The organism is Campylobacter concisus, assembly GCF_902460415.1.
GTDB classification, from domain to species: domain Bacteria; phylum Campylobacterota; class Campylobacteria; order Campylobacterales; family Campylobacteraceae; genus Campylobacter_A; species Campylobacter_A concisus_Y.
Genome location: NZ_CABPTY010000007.1, coordinates 1 through 2,914, shown reverse-complemented (window position 1 = coordinate 2,914; position 2,914 = coordinate 1). Strand labels below are relative to the sequence as shown.

The 2,914-nt window shown below is 36.1% G+C and carries 3 protein-coding genes and 5 tRNA genes; 3 read left to right on the top strand and 5 right to left on the bottom strand.

Annotated features, from left to right (window positions below; translation table 11 throughout):
- Positions 1–229: 229 nt before the first annotated feature.
- From FZ940_RS09080 to FZ940_RS09065, 5 genes are all read right to left on the bottom strand, one after another.
- A tRNA-Ser gene (locus FZ940_RS09080) sits at positions 230–319 on the bottom strand.
- Positions 320–377: 58 nt separating this feature from the next.
- Positions 378–533 carry a hypothetical protein gene (locus FZ940_RS09480; RefSeq protein ID WP_187422162.1) on the bottom strand — a complete coding sequence of 52 codons (156 nt, stop codon included), beginning with the start codon at positions 531–533 and terminating at the stop codon, positions 378–380.
- Positions 534–565: 32 nt separating this feature from the next.
- Positions 566–639, bottom strand: a tRNA-Cys gene (locus FZ940_RS09075).
- Between the two features lie 6 nt (positions 640–645).
- Positions 646–732 (bottom strand) — tRNA-Leu (locus tag FZ940_RS09070).
- 8 nt (positions 733–740) lie between these two features.
- Positions 741–815, bottom strand: a tRNA-Gly gene (locus FZ940_RS09065).
- 106 nt (positions 816–921) lie between these two features.
- Here FZ940_RS09065 and FZ940_RS09060 point away from each other — a divergent pair.
- From FZ940_RS09060 to FZ940_RS09050, 3 genes are all read left to right on the top strand, one after another.
- Positions 922–997: transfer RNA gene (locus FZ940_RS09060), tRNA-Ala, on the top strand.
- Between the two features lie 191 nt (positions 998–1,188).
- The gene (locus tag FZ940_RS09055) at positions 1,189–2,409 is read left to right on the top strand and encodes a tyrosine-type recombinase/integrase (protein WP_148822308.1); all 1,221 of its coding nucleotides are present in this window, start codon (positions 1,189–1,191) and stop codon (positions 2,407–2,409) included.
- Positions 2,410–2,413: 4 nt separating this feature from the next.
- On the top strand, positions 2,414–2,914 hold a 501-nt coding region (locus FZ940_RS09050), incomplete at its 3' end, for a hypothetical protein (RefSeq protein ID WP_148822307.1).

Here is a 2,914-nt window from a genome sequence, read left to right as displayed (position 1 = left end):
TTTATACATAGGAGTACGACCTATTATGTATTTTGAATATGCTACTACAAATACTATTTTGAGAATTTAAGATAGCCAAAAATCAAATATAAAAACTCTTAAACTTTCCCTTATCTTACAATGTCTTACTTTAAATAAGAAATTTACTGATATTTTTAGTTCTAGTAATTTTGGAGTGAATTTTTATAAAAACTTTCTTATAGGCATTATGAATAATAAATTAGATATATGGCCGGGAGATAGGGATTCGAACCCCAGGAGGCTTTCACACCTCAACGGTTTTCAAGACCGCCGCTTTCGACCGCTCAGCCATCTCCCGAATTAAAGATTTGTGATTATAACCAACTTTGCTTAAAATTTACTATAATCTTTAAAATTTACTCTGTTTTTTCTTTAATATATGTAGCTCCATCATTTATCTTTTCTTTGGTCCATTCTTTAGCATTATGAGTATCTTCTTTTACACCATGCCAAGTATTTGAACAACCAGCCACAAAAAATGCTATAAACACTGCTAAAAGTAAATTTCTCACTGTTATTCCTTCGAGTAGTTATTTTTGAAGTTTGGAGGCGACACCCGGATTCGAACCGGGGATCAAAGCTTTGCAGGCTCATGCCTTACCACTTGGCCATGTCGCCATATCGTGGTGCCCGAGACCGGACTTGAACCGGTACGGTAAAAACTACCGAGGGATTTTAAGTCCCTTGCGTCTACCATTCCGCCACTCGGGCTAAGTTAATGGAGCGGGAAACGAGATTCGAACTCGCGACCCCAACCTTGGCAAGGTTGTGCTCTACCCCTGAGCTATTCCCGCGTTAAAGTTTGCAATATTATCCAAAAATTGCTTAAAATTTTATTTTACTAAAACTAATTTCAAAATATTGTAAGCCATAAAAAGATAAAATGTCAAAATCCACTTTGGGGTTATAGCTCAGCTGGGAGAGCGCTTGAATGGCATTCAAGAGGTCGGCGGTTCGATCCCGCTTAACTCCACCAACAGACGTTTTCAGGGGTTTTCAAACCTTGTCAAAAAAAGCTTTTTAAAGCCCAATTTTAGGGCTTTTATCACTTTTTAAGCTCTCACTTCTTATCATTGCATTTCATCTAATATCACTCTTTTGAGTGTATATCTGAGTGTAAAAAAGTCTTTACACTAACTTTTTACACTCAAAATTAAGGGTTACGAAATGGCAAGCTTTACAAACGATTTGGCACTAAAAAAATTTACACTCAAAAATAAAAATCGTGAGTGGGTAAAAGATGACGGAGTAAAATTTTTATACGTGCTTGCATACAAGACCCAAAAAGAAACCACCAAAACATTTTATTTCAAGTATCAAGAGAGCGACGAGAAGCGAACAACAAAGCAGATTAAAATAGGCAAATACCCAAGTATCACACTAGCAGAAGCAAGAGCGAAAGCCTTAGAGCTCGAGAGGCTAAGAGATAGGGGCGAGGACTTGCAGACAGCCACAGCCAAACAAAAGGCTATCACGTTTAAAGATGTAGCCGATGAATGGATAGACAAAGAGCGGAGTAAAGGGCTAATCGCTTTTAATAAGCAAATCGGACGTATCGAAAAAAATCTAATTCCCTATTTAGGTAGCAAAGAGGTAACCGAGCTAAAACGCAGGGACTACGCCCACGCAATAGAGCAGATACAAGCACGAGAAGCAAAAAGGGGCATAACACACGAAACATCATTAAGAACTTTTAGGCTACTTCGTAAGATTTTAGATTTAGCCGTAAATAAAGGCTACATCGAGCATAACCCAACAAGGGATATTATCTTTAACGACGCTTTCAAAACCTCAACAAATAACCACTTTAAAGCCATAACAGAACCTAAAAAGCTAAAAGAGCTATTAGATGCAATAGGGGAGTATCAAGGCTCGTTTTGTACGCAGCAGGCATTAATATTTGGCGTGCATACCTTTTTACGTAGTGCAAATGTGAGAGAACTAAAATGGCAATACATAGATTTTGAGAATGATTTAATTACATTTCCAGCCGAAGCAATGAAGCTAAGAGAAATTTTTTATATGCCAATGAGTAAGCAGGTCAAGAAGCTTTTAAAAACAATGCTAGAGCATAAAAGGGGCGATTTTGTTTTTCCTAGTGGCATAAGTGTAACAAGACCGCTAAGCGATAGCACACTCAACCAAGCCATTAAGCGGTTAGGCTTTGGAGATGAAATGGTATTTCACGGCTTACGCACGACAGCAAGCACCCTACTAAATGAAAACATCAAAAATCACGGCTTTAGTAGCGACGTGATAGAGCTTTGCCTTGACCACAAAGAGCGAAGCAGTGTAAAAGCTATTTACGACCGAAGCCAAAGGCTAGACGAGAGGGCTAAATTAATGCAGTGGTGGAGTGATTATTTAGATAGTTTAATAAAGGAGTGAAAAAATGGAGGCAGAAAACAAAGTTGATTTAAACGAACTCTTAAGAATAGAAGCAGAAAAAAGAAAAACATCAGAAATAAATTTAGATAAAGTTAATAGACCTATTCCAAATAAAATCAATAGAGAGATGTTAGTAAAAGATGAACTATTAAAAATTATTCTAGAGCATGCAAAAGAATACCCACAATTTAAAAATGAAAGCAGTGTTTATGAAGTAAAAGAAAGTTTAAACTTTTTGGGTAAGCTTACCAGTGATAAATTTGCTCCGTTTTTTTTAATTGCCACTCTTGCAATTAAAGAGTATTTTAAAAACTTAAAAATCATAGCCGACAAAAAGAAACGCAAACAGACAAGAGAAGACTATACACGCAAAAAAGCCGAAAAAGCTATTGATATGCTATGTGATATTCAAGATTATTTTTTTAATTTTGATGATATTGACAAAGAAAATGTATATAAAAAGTGTATAGATACAATAATATCTGCCCTTGATTATGAAATATAC

Excerpts from the sequence above, each read along its gene's own strand:
- FZ940_RS09055 (WP_148822308.1), top strand. The coding sequence starts at position 1,189 with ATGGCAAGCTTTACAAACGATTTGGCACTAAAAAAATTTACACTCAAA.